20 protein-coding genes, 1 tRNA gene and 1 pseudogene are annotated in these 19,905 nt (G+C 65.6%); 14 read left to right on the plus strand and 8 right to left on the minus strand.

Annotated features, from left to right (window positions below; genetic code table 11):
• The first annotated feature begins 20 nt into the window (after nucleotides 1–20).
• The 3 genes from AC5Y4S_RS03755 to AC5Y4S_RS03765 are packed head-to-tail and all read left to right on the plus strand — an operon-like array spanning nucleotide 21 to nucleotide 1,895.
• The gene (locus tag AC5Y4S_RS03755; RefSeq protein ID WP_500029958.1) at nucleotides 21–377 is read left to right on the plus strand and encodes a DUF488 domain-containing protein; all 357 of its coding nucleotides are present in this window, start codon (nucleotides 21–23) and stop codon (nucleotides 375–377) included.
• 1 nt (nucleotide 378) lies between these two features.
• Nucleotides 379–1,251: an LLM class F420-dependent oxidoreductase gene (locus tag AC5Y4S_RS03760; protein WP_500029960.1), complete on the plus strand. Its 873-nt coding sequence runs from the start codon at nucleotides 379–381 to the stop codon at nucleotides 1,249–1,251.
• 14 nt (nucleotides 1,252–1,265) lie between these two features.
• Complete coding sequence (locus AC5Y4S_RS03765; RefSeq protein ID WP_500029962.1) at nucleotides 1,266–1,895, plus strand: GNAT family N-acetyltransferase; 630 nt, start codon at nucleotides 1,266–1,268, stop codon at nucleotides 1,893–1,895.
• Nucleotides 1,896–1,904: 9 nt separating this feature from the next.
• Here AC5Y4S_RS03765 and crcB (AC5Y4S_RS03770) read toward each other — a convergent pair whose 3' ends face one another.
• Both crcB (AC5Y4S_RS03770) and crcB (AC5Y4S_RS03775) read right to left on the minus strand, forming a co-directional pair.
• Entirely contained in the window at nucleotides 1,905–2,273 is a 369-nt protein-coding gene (gene crcB / locus AC5Y4S_RS03770; protein WP_500029965.1) for a fluoride efflux transporter CrcB, read from the minus strand.
• Nucleotides 2,270–2,668: a fluoride efflux transporter CrcB gene (gene crcB / locus AC5Y4S_RS03775; RefSeq protein WP_500029967.1), complete on the minus strand. Its 399-nt coding sequence runs from the start codon at nucleotides 2,666–2,668 to the stop codon at nucleotides 2,270–2,272. Before crcB (AC5Y4S_RS03775) ends, crcB (AC5Y4S_RS03770) begins: the two co-directional genes overlap by 4 nt.
• A gap of 81 nt (nucleotides 2,669–2,749) precedes the next feature.
• On the opposite strand from crcB (AC5Y4S_RS03775), the gene pgm reads away from it, so the two are divergent.
• The 4 genes and pseudogenes from pgm to AC5Y4S_RS03795 form a co-directional block, all read left to right on the plus strand.
• Nucleotides 2,750–4,378: a phosphoglucomutase (alpha-D-glucose-1,6-bisphosphate-dependent) gene (pgm, locus tag AC5Y4S_RS03780; protein ID WP_500029970.1), complete on the plus strand. Its 1,629-nt coding sequence runs from the start codon at nucleotides 2,750–2,752 to the stop codon at nucleotides 4,376–4,378.
• Nucleotides 4,379–4,449: 71 nt separating this feature from the next.
• Nucleotides 4,450–5,601 carry an MFS transporter gene (locus AC5Y4S_RS03785; protein ID WP_500032124.1) on the plus strand — a complete coding sequence of 384 codons (1,152 nt, stop codon included), beginning with the start codon at nucleotides 4,450–4,452 and terminating at the stop codon, nucleotides 5,599–5,601.
• Nucleotides 5,602–5,657: 56 nt separating this feature from the next.
• A tRNA-Ala gene (locus tag AC5Y4S_RS03790) sits at nucleotides 5,658–5,733 on the plus strand.
• Between the two features lie 577 nt (nucleotides 5,734–6,310).
• Nucleotides 6,311–7,423, plus strand: a pseudogene (locus tag AC5Y4S_RS03795) (N-acetylmuramoyl-L-alanine amidase); the annotation flags it as partial.
• A gap of 20 nt (nucleotides 7,424–7,443) precedes the next feature.
• On the opposite strand, the gene AC5Y4S_RS03800 reads toward AC5Y4S_RS03795, so the two are convergent.
• The 3 genes from AC5Y4S_RS03800 to AC5Y4S_RS03810 all read right to left on the minus strand — a co-directional run bounded on the left by AC5Y4S_RS03800 (nucleotide 7,444) and on the right by AC5Y4S_RS03810 (nucleotide 11,185).
• Complete coding sequence (locus AC5Y4S_RS03800; RefSeq protein WP_500029971.1) at nucleotides 7,444–8,502, minus strand: cytochrome P450; 1,059 nt, start codon at nucleotides 8,500–8,502, stop codon at nucleotides 7,444–7,446.
• A gap of 334 nt (nucleotides 8,503–8,836) precedes the next feature.
• Nucleotides 8,837–9,646, minus strand: a complete 810-nt coding sequence (locus AC5Y4S_RS03805) for a DUF1906 domain-containing protein (RefSeq protein ID WP_500029972.1) — start codon at nucleotides 9,644–9,646, stop codon at nucleotides 8,837–8,839.
• Between the two features lie 132 nt (nucleotides 9,647–9,778).
• Nucleotides 9,779–11,185 (minus strand): adenylate/guanylate cyclase domain-containing protein, encoded by a 1,407-nt coding sequence (locus tag AC5Y4S_RS03810; RefSeq protein WP_500029973.1) that lies wholly within the window; start codon nucleotides 11,183–11,185, stop codon nucleotides 9,779–9,781.
• 148 nt (nucleotides 11,186–11,333) lie between these two features.
• Between AC5Y4S_RS03810 and AC5Y4S_RS03815 the strand changes: the two genes are divergently transcribed.
• Nucleotides 11,334–11,678, plus strand: a complete 345-nt coding sequence (locus AC5Y4S_RS03815) for a hypothetical protein (protein WP_500029974.1) — start codon at nucleotides 11,334–11,336, stop codon at nucleotides 11,676–11,678.
• A gap of 46 nt (nucleotides 11,679–11,724) precedes the next feature.
• Here AC5Y4S_RS03815 and AC5Y4S_RS03820 read toward each other — a convergent pair whose 3' ends face one another.
• Entirely contained in the window at nucleotides 11,725–12,210 is a 486-nt protein-coding gene (locus tag AC5Y4S_RS03820) for a MarR family winged helix-turn-helix transcriptional regulator (RefSeq protein ID WP_500029975.1), read from the minus strand.
• A gap of 95 nt (nucleotides 12,211–12,305) precedes the next feature.
• Here AC5Y4S_RS03820 and AC5Y4S_RS03825 point away from each other — a divergent pair, with 95 nt between their 5' ends.
• The 3 genes from AC5Y4S_RS03825 to AC5Y4S_RS03835 all read left to right on the plus strand — a co-directional run bounded on the left by AC5Y4S_RS03825 (nucleotide 12,306) and on the right by AC5Y4S_RS03835 (nucleotide 14,615).
• Nucleotides 12,306–12,929 (plus strand): NADPH-dependent F420 reductase, encoded by a 624-nt coding sequence (locus tag AC5Y4S_RS03825; RefSeq protein ID WP_500029976.1) that lies wholly within the window; start codon nucleotides 12,306–12,308, stop codon nucleotides 12,927–12,929.
• A 65-nt stretch (nucleotides 12,930–12,994) separates the two neighbouring features.
• Entirely contained in the window at nucleotides 12,995–13,894 is a 900-nt protein-coding gene (locus tag AC5Y4S_RS03830; protein ID WP_500029977.1) for a TIGR03619 family F420-dependent LLM class oxidoreductase, read from the plus strand.
• Entirely contained in the window at nucleotides 13,881–14,615 is a 735-nt protein-coding gene (locus AC5Y4S_RS03835) for an SDR family NAD(P)-dependent oxidoreductase (RefSeq protein WP_500029978.1), read from the plus strand. The genes AC5Y4S_RS03830 and AC5Y4S_RS03835 overlap by 14 nt, the downstream gene beginning before the upstream one ends.
• Before the next feature lie 61 nt (nucleotides 14,616–14,676).
• On the opposite strand, the gene AC5Y4S_RS03840 is transcribed toward AC5Y4S_RS03835, so the two are convergent.
• Both AC5Y4S_RS03840 and AC5Y4S_RS03845 read right to left on the minus strand, forming a co-directional pair.
• Nucleotides 14,677–15,495 (minus strand): SMP-30/gluconolactonase/LRE family protein, encoded by an 819-nt coding sequence (locus AC5Y4S_RS03840; protein ID WP_500029979.1) that lies wholly within the window; start codon nucleotides 15,493–15,495, stop codon nucleotides 14,677–14,679.
• 57 nt (nucleotides 15,496–15,552) lie between these two features.
• Nucleotides 15,553–16,962: an aldehyde dehydrogenase gene (locus AC5Y4S_RS03845; RefSeq protein WP_500029980.1), complete on the minus strand. Its 1,410-nt coding sequence runs from the start codon at nucleotides 16,960–16,962 to the stop codon at nucleotides 15,553–15,555.
• Between the two features lie 95 nt (nucleotides 16,963–17,057).
• On the opposite strand from AC5Y4S_RS03845, the gene AC5Y4S_RS03850 reads away from it, so the two are divergent.
• Genes AC5Y4S_RS03850 through AC5Y4S_RS03860 form a run of 3 tightly spaced genes read left to right on the plus strand, consistent with a single transcriptional unit; the run spans nucleotide 17,058 to nucleotide 19,902 of the window.
• Complete coding sequence (locus AC5Y4S_RS03850) at nucleotides 17,058–18,323, plus strand: aromatic ring-hydroxylating oxygenase subunit alpha (protein ID WP_500029983.1); 1,266 nt, start codon at nucleotides 17,058–17,060, stop codon at nucleotides 18,321–18,323.
• Nucleotides 18,320–18,658, plus strand: a complete 339-nt coding sequence (locus tag AC5Y4S_RS03855; protein WP_500029986.1) for a hypothetical protein — start codon at nucleotides 18,320–18,322, stop codon at nucleotides 18,656–18,658. Before AC5Y4S_RS03850 ends, AC5Y4S_RS03855 begins: the two co-directional genes overlap by 4 nt.
• Complete coding sequence (locus AC5Y4S_RS03860) at nucleotides 18,655–19,902, plus strand: metal-dependent hydrolase family protein (protein ID WP_500029989.1); 1,248 nt, start codon at nucleotides 18,655–18,657, stop codon at nucleotides 19,900–19,902. The genes AC5Y4S_RS03855 and AC5Y4S_RS03860 overlap by 4 nt, the downstream gene beginning before the upstream one ends.
• The last annotated feature ends 3 nt before the right edge of the window (nucleotides 19,903–19,905 follow it).

Raw genomic sequence — 19,905 nt, forward strand, 5'->3', positions numbered from 1 at the left:
AAGATCGCTAACCTGACCCCGTGGGCGCCAAAAGCCGCATTCGTGTGGCGCGCGTATATGACGAAACCGATCCGAACGACGGGCAGCGGGTGCTGGTCGACCGCATCTGGCCGCGCGGGATGCGGAAGGACGACCCGCGGGTGGGCATCTGGTGCAAGGACGTCGCGCCGTCGAAGGAGCTGCGCGAGTGGTACCACCATGACCTGGAACGGTTCGACGAATTCGCGGCGCGCTACACCGACGAGTTGCACGACAGCCCGGCGCTGGCGGAGCTGCGAAAGCTGGCCAAGCGCGGCGTCGTGACCCTGGTGACCGCCGCCCGCGAAGTGGACGGCAGTCACGCGGCGGTGCTGGCGAAGCTCCTCAAAGGCAATTGAAATGCGGTTGGGATTGCACGCGCTGGGAATCGGGGCCGGCGCCGATCGCGCGGTGATCGACGCCGTCGCATCGGCCGCGGACAGTTGCGGCTTTGCCACGCTCTGGGCCGGCGAACACGTCGTCATGGTGGATCGGCCCGCGTCCCGCTACCCCTATTCCGACGACGGCGTCATAGCCGTTCCCGCGCAAGCGGATTGGCTCGACCCGATGATCACACTGAGCTTCGCCGCCGCTGCGTCGTCCCGGATCGGCCTGGCGACGGGCGTGCTCCTGCTCCCCGAACACAACCCGGTCGTGGTGGCCAAGCAGACCGCCAGCCTGGACCGGCTGAGCGGCGGGCGGCTGACGCTGGGGGTGGGCGTCGGATGGGCGAGGGAGGAATTCGCCGCTCTCGGTGTGCCTTTCGAGCAGCGGGCGGCCCGCACCGCCGAATACGTGGCGGCGATGCGCACGTTGTGGCGCGACGACGTCGCCTCCTTCGGCGGGACGTTCGTCCGCTTCGATGCGATCCGGGTCAACCCAAAGCCGTTGCGTGAGCGCCGCATCCCAGTTGTGCTCGGCGGCAACAGCGATGCCGCGCTGCGGCGGGTGGCCGCCTGGGGCGACGGCTGGTACGGGTTCAACCTCGACGGGCCGGCCGCGGTGCGCGAACGCATCGACAGGCTGGAGCGGCTCTGTGCCGACGAGGGCCGCGACCGCGCCGAGCTGCGGGTGTCCGTGGCGCTGCGGGATCCAAGTGTCCGCGACATCGGCGCGCTCGGTGAGGCGGGCGTCGACGAACTGGTGCTCGTGGCGGCGCCGCCCGACCGCCCCGAGGCCGCTGCCGGCTGGGTTTCCGCGCTGGCCGACAAGTGGGCGGAGGCGCTTGGGTAGGCTGCGCGTTTGATATGAGCGAACCCGAAGTGATCTTGCCGCGGGAACTGACCGACATCAGCGAAGAGGTGCGTCGAGTGCCGCCGCCGCCCGGCACCGCCGACGTTCCCGCACCATATGCTTTCCGGCTTGCCGACCCGGACGCCGACGCCGAGATGATCTCGGAGTGGATGAACCGGCCCGCCCTCGCCGAATCATGGGAATACGCCTGGCCGCCCCAGCGCTGGCACCGATACCTCGGCGCGCAACTCGCTGGCAGCTATTCCCGACCGTTTTTGGCCAGCCAGGATGGGCAAGACCACGCCTACATCGAGTTGTACCGGGCCGCAAAGGATTCCATCGCCACCCGGTACGAGGCCGACCCCTACGACTTGGGGATACACGCCGCCATCGCCGACGAAGAGTTCGTGAATCGTGGTATCGCCGGCTACATACTGCCGTACTTCGTGGCGAGCGTGCTCGGCCAGGACCCACGGTGTCGCCGCATCATGTTCGATCCCGATTACCGGAACAAGACCGCGCGGCGATTCTGCGAGCGCGCCGGTTGCGTGTTCCTGGGCGAGCACGACATGTCGAACCGGCGAATGGCGCTGTATGCGCTGCCCCGTACCCCCGACGACGTGCCCAAGCTCCGCGAGGCCTGAGCGCCGGCTTCAAAACCGCGACGCCACCCATTGCCCGAGTACCACCGCGGCGATGCCCAGGGCGACGCTGACGACGACGTTGGCGAGCGCCGTTAACGTCTGGCGTTCCTCACCGAGGCGATGCGTTTCCAGCATCCAGGTGGAAAAGGTGGTGTAGGCGCCGACGAACCCGGTCCCCACGACCAGCGCCGCATCCTTGCTCAGCGCCAGGCCACCAAGCAAACCCAACAGGAAGGCGCCGCTGACGTTGACCGCCAACGTCCCGAACGGAAACGACCGGGCCACCCGGCGCGCCACCGCGCGGTCGATCACGAACCGCAGCACCGATCCGACGCCCCCGACGAGCGCGACGCCGGACCAGACCAACACGGTCGTCATTGGCGCACTCTCACCCGCCGGACGAGGGCGGTCGCCAGGTAGACGGCCACGAATCCCAAGATGATGCTGCTGACGGTGTAGGTCGCGGCCATGGCCCAGTGTCCGTGCTCGATCATCCTGACCGTCTCGACCTGCATCGTCGAGAAAGTCGTTAAGCCGCCGCAGAATCCGGTGCCCAGCAGCGGGCGCCGGTAACTCGACACCGGTAACCGCTCCAGCAGTCGGGTGGTGAAGTAACCGACCAGGGCCGCGCCGACGATGTTGACGATGAACGTCGGCCACGGCCACTGATCCGTGTCGCGGACGAGGACGGTGCTCAGTCCCGCCCGGGCCAGGGCGCCGATCGCTCCGCCGACGAAAACCGCGGCCAGTTCGCGATAGTCGGGTCGTGCCACGCGTTCGGTTCCTTTCCGGCGGGTGAACGCTTCGCAGCATAGAGGGACATGCGACCGCGGCAGCGCGCAGAATTGGTAACCATGGCCCACCCGCGCGCCGGTCAGCCGGCCCAGCCCGAAGACCTCGTCGACCTGCCGCACCTGGTCACCTCGTATTACTCGATCGAGCCCGACCCGGACGACGTGGCCCAACAGGTGGTGTTCGGGACGTCGGGGCACCGCGGGTCGGCGCTCAATGGGGCGTTCAACGAGGCCCACATCCTGGCCATCACCCAGGCCATCGTCGAGTACCGTGCGGCGCACGGCACGACCGGACCGTTGTTCATCGGCCGCGACACCCATGGCCTCTCGGAGCCGGCGTGGGTGTCGGCGCTGGAGGTGCTGGCCGCCAACGACGTCGTCGCGATGATCGACTCCCGCGACCGCTACACGCCGACGCCGGCGGTCAGCCACGCCATCCTGACCTACAACCGCGGCCGCGCCGAAGGCCTGGCCGACGGGATCGTCGTCACGCCGTCGCACAACCCGCCGCCCGACGGCGGTTTCAAGTACAACCCGCCCAACGGGGGCCCCGCCGACACCGACGCGACCAACGCAATCGCCAAGCGCGCCAACGAAATTCTGCGCACCGGATCGGGCGTGCGGCGGGTCCCGCTGGCCCGCGCGCTGGAAAGCGTCGAGCGCTACGACTACCTGGGCACCTACGTCGACGACCTGCCCAACGTGGTCGACGTCGCCGCCATCCGCGAGGCCGGGGTGCGCATCGGCGCCGACCCGCTCGGCGGCGCCAGCGTGGACTACTGGGGCGAGATCGCGCAGCGGCACGGCCTGGACCTGACCGTCGTCAACCCATTGGTCGACGCGACGTGGCGGTTCATGACCCTCGACCACGACGGCAAGATCCGGATGGACTGCAGCTCGCCGGACGCGATGGCGTCATTGATAGCCAACCGAGACCGCTACCAGATCGCCACCGGTAACGACGCCGACTCCGACCGCCACGGGATCGTCACGCCCGACGAGGGGCTGCTGAATCCGAATCACTATCTGGCGGTGGCCATCGACTACCTCTATACCCACCGGCCGTCCTGGCCGGACGGCATCGCGGTCGGGAAGACCGCGGTCAGCTCGTCGATCATCGACCGGGTGGTCGCCGGCATCGGGCGCAAGCTCGTCGAGGTGCCGGTCGGGTTCAAGTGGTTCGTCGACGGGCTCATCGGAGGCACCATCGGCTTCGGCGGCGAGGAGTCGGCGGGGGCGTCGTTCCTGCGGCGCGACGGCTCGGTGTGGACCACCGACAAGGACGGCATCATCCTGGCGCTGCTCGCCTCCGAGATCCTGGCCGTGACCGGTTTGAGCCCCTCGCAGCGCTACCGGGAGCTGACGGCCGAGTACGGCACCCCGTTCTACGCGCGCGTCGACGCGCCCGCCGACCGGGACCAGAAGGCGCGGCTTTCCAAGCTCTCGCCCGAGCAGGTGACCGCCACCGAATTGGCCGGGGAGCCGATCACCGGCAAACTGACCAGCGCCCCCGGCAACGGCGCACCACTGGGCGGGCTCAAGGTCACGACCGCCAATGCATGGTTTGCTGCGCGGCCGTCGGGAACCGAAGACGTCTACAAAATTTACGCGGAATCGTTCAACGGATCCGAGCATTTGGCGGAGGTGCAGGAAGCCGCGCGCGAGGTGGTGAATAAAGTCATCGGGTGACCCTTTCCCTCCGCCTTGCCCGCTCGGGGGGGCGTGGTCCTCGTTCTGCACGGCTGCCGCGCGAAGTTTGGATCCTCAGCTGGGCCAACATCATGGTGGCACTGGGCTACGGCGTCATCTCGCCGGCGATGCCCGCCTTCGCCCGTACATTCGGGGTCAGCATCGAAGCGGTGACCTTCTTGGTCACCGTCTTCTCGTTGACCCGACTGTGTTTCGCACCGATAAGCGGACTGTTGGCACAACGGTTGGGTGAACGGCGGATCTACATCGGTGGTTTGCTGATCGTGGGGCTGGCCACCGCCGCGTGCGCGTTCTCCCAGGCGTACTGGCAACTCCTGTTTTTCCGCGCGCTCAGCGGCTTGGGGTCGACGCTGTTCTACGTCTCGGCCTTGGCGCTGATGATCCACATCAGCCCGCCCGACGTGCGCGGGCGCATCGCGGGCATTTTCACCAGCTCGTTCATGATCGGCGCGGTCGGCGGACCGGCGGTCGGCGCCCTGACGGCGGGCTGGGGGCTGACGGCTCCGTTCATCGTCTACGGCGCCGCGATGCTGGGTGTGGCCGTGGTGCTGTTTTACGGCTTGCGCAATTCCGCGCTGGCCGCGCCCCTGCCGCCGACACCATCGACGGTGACGATCCGAGAGGCGTTGGGGTTCCGTGCGTATCGGTCGGCGCTGTTGTCCAATTTCGCGATGGGCTGGTCGGCGTTCGGGCTCCGCGTCGCGCTGGTCCCGCTGTTCATTTCCGACGTCATGGGCCGCAGCGTCGGTGTCATCGGTGTGGTGCTCGCGGCGTTCGCGGCCGGCAACGCGGTGGCCGTCATTCCCAGCGGCTATTTATCGGACCGGATGGGACGGCGCACGTTGTTGATCGTCGGCCTGGCGGCGTCCGGTGTGGCAACGGCCGGGCTGGGCGTCGCGACGTCGCTGCCCGCGTTCATGGTCGTGGGGTTTGTGTCCGGCGTGACGACGGGCATCTTCATGTCACCTATGCAGGCCGCCGTCGCCGACATCCTTGGCAGGGAGGCGCGTGCGGGCACTCCGGTGGCCGCGGTTCAGATGGCGTCGGATCTGGGCGCGATCGTCGGCTCGATAGTGGTCGGCTGGGTCGCCGAGCGGCTCAGCTACGGCTGGGCGTTCGGCATCAGTGGGATTGTTCTTTTGGTCGCCGCCGTTGCCTGGGTGCCGGCACCGGAAACGCGGACGGCGCTCGAGCCTGCCTGACCAGCGACTTTGAACGCTGGATGACAGTGGTGTAGCTTCGATGGGCACAACTTCTTGGGGCTATGGCGCAGCTGGTAGCGCACCACACTGGCAGTGTGGGGGTCAGGGGTTCGAGTCCCCTTAGCTCCACCAATGTGATGAATTGAGCCATAGGTGAGATGAGCCCGGTCACCGGCCGGGTTCTTGTTTTGGGTCGCGCCAGCGGTTTTTGTCGGGCGAACCGTTTGCGGCGCCTCGGTCGCGTAACCACGCTACGAACAGGACGGCCGACCCAGGTGGTGGCTGGACGGGACCGGCCGGCACCCATGGTCCAGCGACGACGTCGAGTGCGCAGACAGCAGAATGTACAACGGCCAGGAGCCGCGGCTGCGGATGGATGGACGAGGCTGGTCCGCATAAGACTGCAAACTTGCGTTGTCACCGTCGAAAACGTTGAGGGCCTTGGCGGTCGGTGAGCGCGTGAGATACCGGTTTGGTCCCGCGGTGGCGGCCTCCACGGGATGTGTGGCTGCTTCGCAGCTCGAAATGGGCACGTAATTCATTCGTTTCGGTAACGGCGCGGCAAAACTTTGTTCGACCGGACGCGGGTTACCGTGTCGCCGTGCAACATCGCTGCAGCTGTGGATCGCAACCGCGGGCCTCCCGGCGCAATGTGCTGAAATGCGCTGCGGCCGCGCCGGTTGTCCTCGGTTTGGGGATCGCCACGGACGTGCTCGCGGGCCCGGCGCGCGCACCCGCGGACCCTTACTTGTCGTCAGCGGCAATGGCGCCAGGCCAGCCGATCAACATCATCACCCGCGCCGGGTGGGGCGCCAATGAGTCGTTACGGCGCGGAGGGCCTATCTGGGGCAATGGAATTCGTGCCGGGGTCGTGCACCACTCCGCGACCGGCAACGACTACGCGCCGACAGACTCGGCGGCCATCGTGCGCTCGATCTACGAGTACCACGCGTTGACTGAAGGTTGGGGCGACATCGGCTACAACGCGTTGGTCGACAAGTACGGCCAGGTCTTCGAAGGCCGGTTCGGCGGCATCGCCAAACCCGTCCTGGGCGTCCACACCGGCGGATTCAACACCGACACCTGGGCGGTATGCATGATCGGCGATCTCAGCCAGGCGCCGCCCACACCCGAACAAGTGCGGGCGGTCGGCCAGCTGCTGGGATGGCGGCTCGCGATGGACACGGTGGATCCCAAGGACACCGTCGCCCTGACTTCCGCCGGCGGCCCTAACACGCGCTTCCCGAGAGGTGCCACGGCGACCTTACCGAGCATCTTCGCCCATCGTGACGTCGGCGAAACCGCCTGCCCCGGCAACGCCGGGTATGCGTTCATGGAAAGGATCCGCGACATCGCGGCCCGGTACAAGCAACCGCCCAGCCCGCAAGATGTTGCGGAGTCGCTGAACGGCGGTGCGATCTACGACCGTTGGCAGGCGACGGGCGGCATGACCGGCGGGCTCGGCGCACCGACGTCACCCGAAGCACCCATCGGTGATTCGATCCGCTACGTGGTCTTCGCCAAGGGCGCGATCTATTGGTCACCGGCCACCGGGGCTCAGCCGCTCACCGGCAGGATCTACGAGGCCTGGGCCACGCTGGGCTACGAGCGCGGCCCGCTGGGCCTGCCGACCAGCGCCGAGATTCACGAGCCGGAGTGGATCGTGCAGAACTTTCAGCACGGCACACTGAGCTTCAACCGGCAAACCTCGACCGTCATGGCTGTGGTGGACGGGGTGGCCAGCGTGGTACCACCGCCGCCCGCGGGCGGACCGCCTATGCAGCTCGAACGGTTCTCAGTAGCACGCAATCCCGTCATCTAGCACCGCGTAGTCCCGGGAGGTCACGCCGGAATCAGCGTGACCGGCAGCCGTTCGAGGCGGCGAATCACGTTGTTGACTGCCCACTTTGGAGTGCCGTCGACCTCGATGCGCTTGACGCGTTCGAGCATCGCGGAGAGGATGGCGGCGGTCTCCATCCTGGCCAGACCCTGGCCGGCGCAGGCATGAGCGCCGTTGCCGAACCCGATGTGCCGTCCGGCGTCGCGGCGGATGTCGAACACTTCCGAGTTCTCCCATTCGCGTTCGTCCCGGTTGGCCGAGGCATAGAGCACAAGTAATCGGGATCCGGCAGGGATGTTCGTTCCGGCTATTGAGGTATTGCGGGCGGTCTTCCGCGTGAACGCCCGCACCGGCGATTCGTACCGCACCACCTCGTTGATCGCGTTCGACAGCAATTCTGGTTCTGCTCTGAGCAATTCCCACTGATCCGGGTGGGTCGCGAATAGGTAGATCGCGCTGGAGATCGCGCTGATGGTGGTATCCAAGGACGGCGCAATGTAGTCAATGATCAGCGGCGGCACGTCTTCGAACGACAGATTGCCTTCATCGACGGCGGTCAAGAGTTCGTGAGCCATGCTGCCGGGCAGGACGTTTCGGTCACGCACGACAGCCCGCGCGAAGCGCAGCATCTGCATGCTGCGCGGAATGGCTCGGATCGCCTGATGGTTAAGCGGGCCAAGGAAGTCGAAGGTTGCTGCGGCCCAAGGAATCAGGTGCTCGCGTTGGTCCTGCGGCCAGCCGACCAGATCCGGAACCACTGCCAGCGGCAGTGCGGTCGCTAGATCGGCGACACCGTCGACCCGGCCTCTGGTGAGCGCGACGTCGACGATGGCGCCCGCCGCGTCTTCCAAGGAGGTAGTGACTCCACGCAGCGCCCTGGGCATCAGGCGGTGGGCAACGAGCTTGCGACGCCGGTCGTGGTCGGCCCCATCGCTGTTGAGCGTGGTGCCGCGGGACAACCAGTTGGCAGCAGCGTTGGCGGCGACACCGTGTCCGGAGAGGTACGAGTCGTCGGCGCGCAGGGTGGCTTTGCATTCGGCGTAGCGGGGGAGAGCGACCATGCGGCGGCAGGGTAGCCAGACGAGGGGGCCAAGGCGCCGCAGAGTCCGGTAGTGGGGGTAAGGGTCGAGGATGGCCGAAGTGCTGTAGACGTCAGGCCAGTACGACGGGATGTCGCGAGGTCGGTGTGCCACAGAATGCCTTAATTGTTGAGTTCGATGCCCGCCCGCGGGCACGGACAGCACGAGGGTGCTGCGCCCACCGCGCCGCGGTGCGCTTCGACAATCGGTTGCTTGCACGGCGCGTTGGCGGCTTTACCCGTCGGATGACGAAATCGTCACATACGACCATATCGTCAGTCAAGGCTCGTTGACGATCGCCTACAAAGCACCAAGCTCAGGGATGCAGGTTCCACTGACCGCAGTCTTCGGCAAGGACGTCGTTGACGTCGACTTCGAGTCCTCCGACGACTGGGCCAGGATTCGACGCCGTACTCACCACGCGTTGGTAGAGGACCGCGGTCGGCTCGACCTGGCCGCGGGACCAGGACCGGGTCTGCCAGGCCCACCGGTGACCGGGGGTGCGCGAATTTCCAATTACGCCGTCGGCGGCGGCCCATCGGCACACATCGATACCGCCGTAGACGCCGGTGCGCTGCACTCCCAGTACGGAATTGATTCCGCGAAACCACTTAAGTGCCAAGTTGTTCCAGGTGTCGTGGTTTATGTCCTCGTCGACGCTGAAGAAGATCGGGGCGCTCTGACCGCCACCCGCCGCGGTGTGCAGCTTCCAGGCGGTGCGAGCATCGTCGACGCCGCCCTCGAACCCGCGCCTGAAGTCCGACGGTGCCGTCCCGCCTGGCTTTCCGTATTGGTAATTGCTGACGATCATCAGCCCAGCAGCGGTCAGCTGCTCGGCGTAGGACCGGGTGATCGGCTTGGCGCCCATGGACGAGCCGGGACGCGACAGCGAGACGTAGTTGATGACCCCGGAGTGGCCGGCGGCTCGAATCTGCTGCGCTGGAATCTGGCGCATGGCGAAGTCGATCAATGTGGGGGTGGTGCCAACCGCCGCACGGGCGGTGACAACTGCCGATGCCGCATACAACCCTGGCAATACAGACATAGCGGCGGCGTAGCGCAATACGTCACGACGGGGAATAGCGCGTGATCGCTGGAGACACACACTTGCCGAAAAGTCCTGCATCGCGTGATGTTAAGTATTCGACTTTTGTGAACAGAAGTAGCCGGCAGTAGTCGATATCAAATCGGTTTTTGCGGTTCACCGGCCCGAGTTAATGGCTTAGCGCGGATGAGGGACGCGGCTCTTGAACGCGGGCTACGGAATCTCGTACACAACCATCTTGTCGGCGATGCCGCGCAGGGCGGCCTCCTTCCGAACCGGTCGGATCGACTCCTTCTCCAGGATGGCGGCGACGCCGGGCGCGTCGATCACCGGACCGGTGATGTGGATCTCCTGCGCCGTCGACAGGCTCTGCACCCGCGCCGCGATGTTGACGGTCTGGCCGAAATAGTCCTGCCGCTCGTTCAGCATCACCGCAAGACACGGCCCCTCATGGATGCCGATCTTCACGATCAGGTCGGTCCTGCCGCGTTCGGCATTGAGCTTTTCCATCGCGGCCCGCATCCGCAAGGCCGCGGCGAGCGCGTGGTCCGGCTGGATAAAGGTCGCCATCACGGCGTCCCCGATGGTCTTGACAACGGCGCCCTTTTCGGCCGCGATGATTTCCAGAAGCGCGTGAAAATGCGCGCGCACCAAGTCAAAAGCGGCGAGGTCGCCGACCCGCTCATAAAGCGCGGTCGAACCCTTGAGGTCGGTGAACAAAAAGGTCAGCGAGGTGATTTTGAGGCGCTGATCGATGGTGAGGTTGTCAGCCTTGAACACATCGCGAAACGTCTGGTTCGACAGCATCCGCTTGGCGGTGAGGAACGGCCTGCGCTTGGCCAGCACATCGTGGAGCGCGTCCGCGACAAAGACGGTGGGCAGTGTCCGCACGCTGCACCGATTGTCGAGCGCGAGCCGCAACGGACCCGGTCGCAAGGTGATCGACTCGGTCGGCGGATGCGCCTTGTTGAAGGTCAGCCCGAGCTGCTGAGTTTCCTCGGTCGGCTCGCCCTGGACGTCGATGAAATGTGCGGAATGCGTCACCGGCTCGAAAACGATGATGAATTGGGGCGGAAGCTCCAACGACAGCACAGCCTTTTCGCCGGCGGCCAGCTCCATCGCATCCAACGTCGCTTCCCCGGACAGCGAGGCAAAAGAATCCTCGCCGAGATCGATGCCCGAGCTCCAGAACACCTGCCTGTAGTAGTCCCATAGCGGGAGCGTGTTGGGATCGTGTGCGCCAATCCGCCTGACCTTGGGGCTGACCGTAAACGCCACCTCGACCTGCTCGTCGACGGAAGGCTCATAGCCGCACGCGCATAATCCGCAGCGATAGTCGTCTTCACGCAGCGATTTCAGCGTGTCATGCGCGTCCAGCACGCCGCTGCAACCGGGACAAAGCACATTCCAGGTGAGATCGAACAGGCCAAGCCGCGAGGCATGTAGGAAGCCGGAAATCACCTTCTCTTCGTCGAAGCCGGTGCGCTCGGAAAAGTCCAGGGCGTTGATTCGATTGAGCTCATGATCTTCGCCGTCCTCGATCAGCCGCGCGACAGCGTCTGCGATGTCCGGATCGGCGGTTCGCTTCAGGGCCGAAAATTGGGACTGCAGGTCGCTCATGATTCCAACCTAAACATCAGCGCAACCTGCTAGCTGCGCCTTCGTCGTTGCACCAGCGCCGGGTCACAGGACACGGTCAAGGTCTTCAACACCAGTCGAGTCGAATTTGATCCGATGCGGCCTCGATCAATTCGATTAGTGTTGATTCATGGGTGGCGAGTTCGTCGAGATCCGCATAACCCACCCCTGGGAATCTCTCGAGTCGACGCCCGAGGCCCTCCGCCCGCGACTGCTGGATTGGGAGATTGACGCCAAGGGTAGGCACGTCGCCTGGCGCTACCGGATAACCCGGTATGAGCAGGACGGCCAACCGAGGTGGTGGTTGGACGGGACCGGCCAGCATCCGTGGACCAGCGACGACGTCGAGTACCTGAAGGACGTTGCCGAGCACCACGCCGGTCGTCTGCTGCGCAGACAGCGATGGCGGCCCAAGAGCATGTACAACGACCAGGAGCCCCCGCTATGGCTTGGGGGCCAAGGGTTGTCGTCCTGAGGGCTGTAACTCACGGCCGGCGTGAAGGTCAAGGCCTCACGGCTGATTAAGGCTGTGAGCGCTCGTCTTCGGCGGAGTCTTCGTCGTTGGCCAAGTGATGGAGGACGCGTTCGTTGAGGGCGGCGAGCATGTCGAGCTCCGCCGGGGAAAGCAGATCGATGAATTTGCGGCGGACGTCCTCCACGTGCCGGGGCGCCGCTTTCTCGATGGCGGCGCGGCCGGCCGGCAGGAGGCGGACCATGGTGCTGCGGGCGTCGTCGGGGTTGGGCTCGCGGCAGATCAGCCCGTCCTCCTGCATGCGCCGCACCTGGTGGGAGACTCGGCTCTTCTCCCAGCCCAGTGTGTTGCACAGGTCGTGCGCGGGCATGCGGTCCCCGTCGTGCTCCGAGAGCACCGCCAGGATCTGGTAGTCGGCCGCGGAGAGGCCCGCTTGCTGCAGGCCCCGGTTCAGGTGCACGGCGAGCTGGTGATGCGCGTGCTGGAAGGCCCGCCAGGCGCGGTCTTCACGCGGGGTCAGCCAGTTCGGTTCCATCGGAGTCCATCGTACCAATTGGTTGACGCATCAACAAAGCTTGTTAAGGTTGAGACGTCAACCTTTCCGGCCGTCAACTAGGAGACAGGCACCTCATGAGCAGCATCAGCATCATCGGCACCGGGAACATGGCCCGCGCCATCGGCGCGCTGGCGGTAGCGGGTGGCAACAGCGTCGAGGTCATCGGCCGCGATCCGGCCAAGGCCGCTGACCTGGCCAAGGCTCTCGGCGGCAGCGCCACGACGGGAGAGTTCGGCGCCGTCCCGACTGGGGACATCGTCGTCGTTGCCCTGTTGTACGCCAATGTCGTTCCGGTCGTGGCCCAATATGGAGACGCCCTCGCGGGCAAGGTCATCGTCGAAATCAGCAACCCGTTCAACGCCGCGGCCGACGGGCTGGCCATCCCCGAGGACACCTCGATCGCGCAGGAAGTTGCCAAGGCGGCCCCGGCCAGCGCCAGCGTGGTGAAGGCATTCAACACCGTCTTCGGCGTGGTCCTGGCTCAGGGACGCCCGCTCGACGTCTTCATGGCCGGCGACGATGCGCGCGCCAAGGCGAGCGTGGCGGAGTTCATCGAGAGCCTCGAGCTGCGTCCGCTGGACGTCGGCGGATTGGGCATGGCGCACTGGCTGGAGGGAACGGGCCTGGTCGTGATGGGTCTCGCGCGTCACGGGGTGGGGAACTTCGACTTCGCCCTCGGCGCCGCGGTTCCTAGCTAAGCCGTGAACCAACCGGGGCGCCGTACGCCCCAAGAATGGTTGATGGATCACCGAAAGGATTCGCTATGAAGCTCGGTTTCGCACTCCCCATAGTCGGGCCCGCTATCAGCAGCGCCACTGGTCTGAGCGCGTTCTGCCGCGGGCTCGAGGACCTTGGCTACGACACGCTGTGGGTCGGCGATCGATTCGTCACGCCGGTCGATATGCACAGCACCTATCCGGGCAAGGAACAGCCATACCCGCCGCAGATGACCCGTTACCTCGATCCGGTGCTGCTGTGGACCGTCGCTGCGACGGCGACCAGCCGGGTGCGGCTGAACGCCAGCACGCTCAGCACGTTCTACTACGAGCCGGTGCATTTGGCCCGGCTGCTGACCACGCTCGACGTGCTCAGCGATGGCCGCCTTGATGTTGGCGTGGGAATCGGGTGGATGAAGGACGAACACGACATCGCCCGGAGCGCGGACTGGCGCCGGCGCGGGCGGATGCTCGATGACGTGCTGGCGTTCCTGCACGAGTGGTGGACGACGACCCCGGTGTCCTGGGAGAGCGAGTTCTTCTCGCTGCCGCCGGTCCATGCCGACCTCCGCCCGGTCCAGCCCGGCGGTCCGCCCATCTGGGTCGGAGGTGCCAGCGAGGCCGCGATGCGCCGGGTCGGCCGCAGCGGCGTCGGCTGGCTCGGGGTCGAGGGGCTGCAGGACGAGGTCACCGACCACCTGTGGTCGATTGCGCGCCGTGCGGCGAAGGACGCCGGCCGCGATCCTGACGCGCTGAAGACGGCCATGCGGATCAATCTCGAACCAGGCACGTCCGTTGACTCGGTTGCGCTGAGGCTCGACCGCCTCGCCCGGTCGGGGGCTGATGAGGGAATCGTGGATGCCTTCGCAATGTTTTCCACCCTTGGCGAGATGCTCGACTTCGCCAGCCAGGTAATCGATCGATGGGGTGATGATGGGAAAGCTTGACGGCAAGGTAGCGGTGATCACGGGCGGATCAAGCGGGATGGCACTGGCCGGTGCCAAGTTGTTCGTTGAAGAAGGAGCTCACGTCTTCATCTCGGGCCGGCGGAAGGAAGCGCTGGATGAAGCCGTCGAGCTGATCGGCCGGAATGTGACAGGGGTGCAAGCGGATTCGGCCGACCTGGACGATCTGGACCGGTTGTTCGACGCGGTCAGGCGGGAAAAGGGCGCCGTCGACGTGTTGTGGGTGAGTGCGGGTATGGGCGAGGAGGGCAAGCTCGGCGAGATCACGGAGCAGCATTTCGACGCGACTTTCGGGCTGAACGCGCGCGGCACGCTCTTCACGGTGCAGAAGGCATTGCCGCTTTTTAACGACGGCGGCTCGATCTTCATGACCGGTTCGATCGCTTCGGTGAAGGGTTTTCCTCACTTTAGTGTGTACGCGGCGAGCAAGGCCGTGCTGCATGCCTACGCCCGCGTCTGGTTGAACGAGTTGAAAGACAGAAGGATTCGGGTCAACGTGCTGACGCCGGGCCAGGTCGCCACGCCGATACAGGAACAGTTGTTCGACGAGGAGACCAAGGCGCAGTTTGAGGCAATGATCCCGCGGGGAAAGATGGGCAGCCCCGAGGAGATTGCATCGGTCGCACTGTTTCTCGCCTCAGACGACTCGAGCTATGTCAATGGTATGGAGTTGATGGTCGACGGCGGCACCACGGCAGTCTGACTACGCCAGTGCTAATCCGTTCCCGTACAGGGAGATTCGTGGTCGGACGGCAGGGCTCCTTCTAGACGCGCGCCGTCTCGATGGCAGCGCCCATGGCGGCCTGCGACTCGGCACGCTGGCCAAGGGTGGTGGCCGTGAGCATGAACAGCGTGCGCCCGTCGGCACCGCCCAATTCGCAAGCGATCGCGTGGCGACCTGGCGTGCCGATGGTTGCCGTCACTGCGCCACCGGCAATCACGCGGACGAACCGGTCAAACGCCGGGCTGGCCACCCAGACGCCATCGTCTTCATCGATGGCGATGCCGTCGGGAAAATCCTCGAGCGCGGCCCACACTCGGCGGTTGTCGAGCGAGCCGTCGTCCGCCAGGTCGAATCCGGTGATGCGACGTCCGAAACTCTCCGCCACCAACAGCGTCGACCCGTCGGCCGTGATCACCATGCCATTGGCGAATTGGAGATCGTCGGCCACTTCGCGAGCCGAGCCGTCCGGGTCGACACGCAACAGGGCGGCCGCCACCGGCTCGTCGCCTGCCGCGTAGTTGTAACCGAACTGGCCAACGAATGCATGGCCGTGGCGGTCGACGCACATGTCGTTGATTTCGTGTGATGCGAATGGGCTCAAGTCTGCGTGGACGGCGAGATCCGAACCGTTGAAGCGCATCACGTGGCGACGTGCCATCGAAGTGATCAACATCGAGCCGTCAGGGAGCCAGCCCAGCCCCGACGGCTGCTCCAGCTCGACCACGGTGCGAACTTCACCGTCCTCCCCGACGCGCAGCACGGCGTCACCGTGCATGTCCGAGACGTATAGCGCCCCATCGTGCCAACGCGGACCCTCCAAGAAGGACCGCCCCGTGACCAGGGCATGGATGTCGGGCATGGCAAGGATCCTAGGACTGCATAGATGGTTGCTCGTCGAGGAGCCGCTGGTACGTGGTCATCCGCCCGGCAAGACCGCGATGGACTTGGTGTCCAGGTAGCTGTCGAGGCCTTCCGGGCCCAGTTCGCGACCGTAACCGCTCGCTTTGACGCCGCCGAACGGCGCAAAGGGATCCATGGTGTAGCCCGCATTGATTCCGAAGGTGCCGGTGCGGATGCGCCCGGCTATCGCCAAGGCTCGCACGGTATCTGCGGTCCACACCGAACCGGCGAGGCCATAATCGGAGTCGTTGGCGATGGCCACCGCATCGTCCTCATCGCGATAGGGGATGACGGTGATCACCGGCCCGAATATCTCTTCGCGCGCGATGCGCATCGCGTTGTCGGCGCCGGCGAAGAGGGTGGGTTGGACGTACCACCCGCGTGTGAGGCCGTTGGGCATGCCGGTGCCCCCGACGACGAGCCGGGCGCCTTCTCGTTCACCCACCTGGATGTAGTCGATGACACGTCTTTGTTGACGTTGCGAGACCAGGGGGCCGAGTTGGGTGGCGGGATCGTTTGGGTCGCCAACAATCAGGTTGGCCATCTCGGTTGCGAGCGCGTCGACGTACTCGTCGTGGCGGTGTGTGGGTACGAGCACTCGGGTCAGCGCGTTGCAGATCTGGCCGCTGTTGGACAGGCTGGCCGACCGGATGCCGGCGGCCACCTTGTGAGGTTCGGCGTCGTCGAGCACGATGGCGGCGGATTTCCCGCCTAGTTCGAGGCTGACCCTGGTGAGGTTGGAGGCGCATGCGGCGGCGACCGCCCGCCCCGCGGTCGTGGATCCGGTGAACGACACCTTGTCTACTTTCGCGTGCGCGACGAGGCGTTCACCAACCGCGGCGTCGCCGGGTACCACGCTGACCAAGCCTTGCGGCAGACCCGCTTGTTCGATCATCTCCGCTAAAAGCAGTGCATCCAAAGGTGATTCGGGTGCGGGCTTGAGTACCACCGCGCACCCGGCCAGCAGCGCGGGCACCAGCTTCGTAATGATCAGAAATTGCGGCATGTTCCACGGGACAATCGCTGCGACTACGCCGACCGGTTGCTTCTGGACCACTACATCGGCGCCGAAAAAGCCGGCGCGGCTCTCTTGCCATTGATTGCGCTCGGCCAGGTCGCAGAACGCGCGGATCATCATGGCGGGCAAACCGACCTGCGCGCGCTGGGCGAAGGTGATGGGCGCGCCGATTTCGGCAGTGATCGTCTCGGCCATCTCGGTGCGCCGTTGGTCGTAGACGTCGGCGAGCCGGCGGACCGCGGCGATGCGATCCGAGGGCCTGCTCGCGGCCCAGGCTCCCGTGTCAAAGGCGGTGCGCGCTGCGTTGACGGCTTCGTCGACGTCGGCGGGTGTCGCGGCAGGGACTTCGGCGATTGTCTGCTCGGTGTGGGGTGAGATGACTTCGATGAGCTTGGCCTGCGACCGCACCTTGTGCCCCTTCGTCTGCCGAGTATCAACTACTTGCGATTCGGGTGATCAGCATATACCGTCGGCCCGACGGACTCCTACAGATAGGAGAGGTTGTGGCTCGCTTCCCCAAGCCCCCGGAGGGCAGCTGGACCCAGCATTACCCGGAACTGGGCACCGAGCCGGTGTCCTACGAAGACTCCATCAGCCCGGAGATCTACGAATTGGAGCGGGCGGCGATATTCAAACGCGCGTGGCTGAATGTCGGCCGGGTGGAACAGCTTCCGCGTAAGGGCAGCTACTTCACCAAGGAGCTCAAGGTAGCCAACACGTCGGTCGTTCTGGTGCGCAACGCTTCTGGAGAGGTCAACGCCTTCCACAACATCTGCCGGCACCGCGGCAACAAGCTGGTCTGGAACGACATGCCGCTGGAGGAGACCAGCGGCGTGTGCCGCCAATTCACCTGCAAGTACCACGCCTGGCGCTACGACCTGGATGGCAACCTGACGTTCGTGCAACAGGAGGAGGAGTTTTTCAACCTCGACAAGAGCCGCTACGGGCTGGTGCCCGTGCACTGCGACGTCTGGGAAGGCTTCATATTCATCAACTTCGCGCAGGAGCCCGCACAGTCGTTGCGCGAGTTTCTGGGGCCGATGGTGACGGGCCTAGAGGGCTACCCGTTTGGGAAGCTGACGTCGCGTTGGCACTACAGATCGCATGTGAAGGCGAACTGGAAGCTCTACATGGACGCGTTCCAGGAGTTCTACCACGCGCCCGTACTGCATGCGAACCAGTCGCCGACCGCCTACTCCAAGGCGGCCGCCGAGGCCGGCTTCGAGGCCCCGCACTACCGCCTGGAAGGTCCACACAGGCTGGTCAGCACGTCGGGGGTGCGGGCCTGGGAGATGCCGGACGAGATGCGCAAGCCCATCGACGACATCTGCCGCAGCGGGCTGTTCGGTCCCTGGGAAAAGCCGGACCTAGGGGAGATGCCGGCGGGGCTCAATCCCGCGAAATGCGATCCGTGGGGCCTGGATTCGTTCCAGCTGTTTCCCAACTTCGTCATGCTGTTCTGGGGTCAAGGCTGGTATCTGACCTACCACTATTGGCCGACGTCGTATAACAGCCACGTGTTCGAGGGGACGTTGTATTTCCCGCAGCCACGCACCCCGCGTGACCGCGTCGCGCAGGAACTGGCGGCGGTGACGTTCAAGGAGTACGGACTGCAGGACGCCAACACCCTGGAGGCGACCCAAAGCATGATCGAGTCACGGGCGATCGACGAGTTTCTGCTCAACGACCAGGAAATATTGTTGCGCCACCTGCACAAGGAGACCGCGGCCTGGATCGACGAGTATCAACGAACCAAAGCAGGAGTGTGAACGCGGTGTCCGCCATGCTGCCAACGGAATTCGCCGACCTGGAGCCGTTTGCGGAGTGGTGCCTGCCCACCGAACCCGAGCGCTACGCCAAACGGCTGGCCAGCTCCATGACCGAGATGAAGACGTTCTACGACGCGATCATCCCGCGCGCCGAGGAGGCCCTGGCCTTCTGCGACAAGTTCCCCCTCGATGACTTGCCGGACGATGTCCTCAACCTGATGCACCTGCTGTATTCGATGATCATGGTGTCATTTCCGGTGGAGTGCTGGAAGCAACCACGGGTTCCCGATTCCGGTGCTTCCACCCTGGACTGCGTGTCCGAGCCGGTGCCGTGACGATTGTCCTTCGGGCGGCGCGCTGGGCTGACGTCGACGCCGGTCGGGTGCGCTCGCCGGCGGTTGTGGTGATCGACGGGCAGCGCATCAGCGCCGTCAATCCCGAAGGGTTACAGCCGGATCCGGCCACCGTGGTGGAGCTTGGGGACGTCACGCTCCTACCGGGCCTCATGGACATGGAACTCAACCTGCTGATCGGCGGCCCCGGCGGCCCCGAGGGCCTCCCGGCACCGATGCACGGCGTGCAGGACGATCCGGCGTATCGCACACTGCGGGGCGCGGTGAACGCGCGCACCACGCTGGACGCCGGCTTCACCACCGTGCGCAACCTCGGGCTCATGGTCAAGACCGGCGGCTACCTGCTCGACGTCGCGCTGCAGCGTGCCATCGACCAGGGCTGGCACATCGGCCCCCGCATCTATCCCGCGGGCCATGCCGTCACCCCTTACGGCGGGCACCTGGACCCGACGGTGTTTCAGCGGCTGGCGCCCGGGATCATGCCGCTGTCCATCGCCGAGGGTATCGCCAACGGTGTGCCCGACGTCATCGCCTGCGTCCGCTACCAGATTCGCCACGGCGCCAAGCTGATCAAGGTCTCGGCGTCGGGGGGCGTCATGTCGCACAGCACCGCTCCGGGCGCCCAGCAGTATTCCGATGCGGAGTTCGCCGCGATCGCCGACGAGGCCCACCGCGCGGGGGTGCGGGTCGCCGCGCACGCTGTCGGCGACACTGCGATCCAAGCGTGCATTCGCGCCGGCATCGACTGCATCGAACACGGGTTTCTGGCGACCGACGACACGATCCAGATGATGGTCGACCACGGCACCTTCCTGGTTTCCACCACCTATCTGACGGAGGCGATGGCGATCGACCGGATTGCGCCGGAACTTCGGAAGAAAGCCGAGGAGGTCTTTCCCCGCGCAAAGGCGATGCTGCCCAAAGCAATTGCGGCCGGAGTGCGGATCGCGTGCGGCACCGACGCACCGGCGATCCCGCACGGCCAGAACGCCAAGGAGCTGGGCGCGCTGGTGGCGCGCGGCATGACCCCCATGCAAGCGATCCGGGCCGCGACGGTCGTGGCGGCCGAACTCGTCGAGGCCGACCACGAGTTGGGCCGGCTGGCGCCGGGTTACCTCGCCGACATCATCGCCGTACCCGGTGATCCGTCTCAGGACATCGCCACCACGCTGGACGTCTCATTCGTCATGAAGGATGGCCGGATTTTCAAGGAGCCGGCCGCGTGAATC

Source organism: Mycobacterium sp. NGS64 (assembly GCF_059812245.1).

What these genes read in the sequence shown, in the direction of transcription:
- AC5Y4S_RS03760 (WP_500029960.1), top strand. Translation starts at nt 379, where the DNA reads ATGCGGTTGGGATTGCACGCGCTGGGAATCGGGGCCGGCGCCGATCGC.
- AC5Y4S_RS03765 (WP_500029962.1), top strand. Translation starts at nt 1,266, where the DNA reads ATGAGCGAACCCGAAGTGATCTTGCCGCGGGAACTGACCGACATCAGC.
- crcB (WP_500029965.1), bottom strand. Translation starts at nt 2,273, where the DNA reads ATGACGACCGTGTTGGTCTGGTCCGGCGTCGCGCTCGTCGGGGGCGTC.
- pgm (WP_500029970.1), top strand. Translation starts at nt 2,750, where the DNA reads ATGGCCCACCCGCGCGCCGGTCAGCCGGCCCAGCCCGAAGACCTCGTC.
- AC5Y4S_RS03800 (WP_500029971.1), bottom strand. Translation starts at nt 8,502, where the DNA reads ATGGTCGCTCTCCCCCGCTACGCCGAATGCAAAGCCACCCTGCGCGCC.
- AC5Y4S_RS03805 (WP_500029972.1), bottom strand. Translation starts at nt 9,646, where the DNA reads ATGCAGGACTTTTCGGCAAGTGTGTGTCTCCAGCGATCACGCGCTATT.
- AC5Y4S_RS03810 (WP_500029973.1), bottom strand. Translation starts at nt 11,185, where the DNA reads ATGAGCGACCTGCAGTCCCAATTTTCGGCCCTGAAGCGAACCGCCGAT.
- AC5Y4S_RS03815 (WP_500029974.1), top strand. Translation starts at nt 11,334, where the DNA reads ATGGGTGGCGAGTTCGTCGAGATCCGCATAACCCACCCCTGGGAATCT.
- AC5Y4S_RS03820 (WP_500029975.1), bottom strand. Translation starts at nt 12,210, where the DNA reads ATGGAACCGAACTGGCTGACCCCGCGTGAAGACCGCGCCTGGCGGGCC.
- AC5Y4S_RS03825 (WP_500029976.1), top strand. Translation starts at nt 12,306, where the DNA reads ATGAGCAGCATCAGCATCATCGGCACCGGGAACATGGCCCGCGCCATC.
- AC5Y4S_RS03830 (WP_500029977.1), top strand. Translation starts at nt 12,995, where the DNA reads ATGAAGCTCGGTTTCGCACTCCCCATAGTCGGGCCCGCTATCAGCAGC.
- AC5Y4S_RS03835 (WP_500029978.1), top strand. Translation starts at nt 13,881, where the DNA reads ATGGGAAAGCTTGACGGCAAGGTAGCGGTGATCACGGGCGGATCAAGC.
- AC5Y4S_RS03840 (WP_500029979.1), bottom strand. Translation starts at nt 15,495, where the DNA reads ATGCCCGACATCCATGCCCTGGTCACGGGGCGGTCCTTCTTGGAGGGT.